This is a genomic window from Mesorhizobium sp. M2E.F.Ca.ET.219.01.1.1 (assembly GCF_004016445.2).
Classification (GTDB): domain Bacteria; phylum Pseudomonadota; class Alphaproteobacteria; order Rhizobiales; family Rhizobiaceae; genus Mesorhizobium.
Window position 1 is genome coordinate 1 of the sequence record NZ_SADT02000203.1, and the last position, 307, is coordinate 307.

The window sequence follows — 307 nt, forward strand, 5'->3', positions numbered from 1 at the left end:
GGGCCGGGCGCGTTCCTGGTCGTCCACCTGCCGATCGTGATCCTCGCGGGCTCGGCCGGCCCGACAAGCCCGATGAGCGTCACCGCGGCGAGCGCGATGCCGAGATTGGTCGCCATGGATGACACCCACGGCGTCAGGCCGCCGCGCATCATGCCGACCGGCAGCCTCTGCTCGAAGATGAAAAGCCATATCGGGCCGAGACCAAACATCACCAGCGGATGGCGATAGAGGCGATAGGCAAGGCGGCCAGGCCAGGATAGCTGCCGGTATTCGGCGACGGTCAGTGTCCTGATGTCGCCCATGCCGC

At 67.1% G+C, this 307-nt stretch carries 1 pseudogene; it reads right to left on the reverse strand.

What is annotated here, in order from left to right:
* Window positions 1–307: pseudogene (locus EN862_RS35525) on the reverse strand (hypothetical protein); the annotation flags it as partial.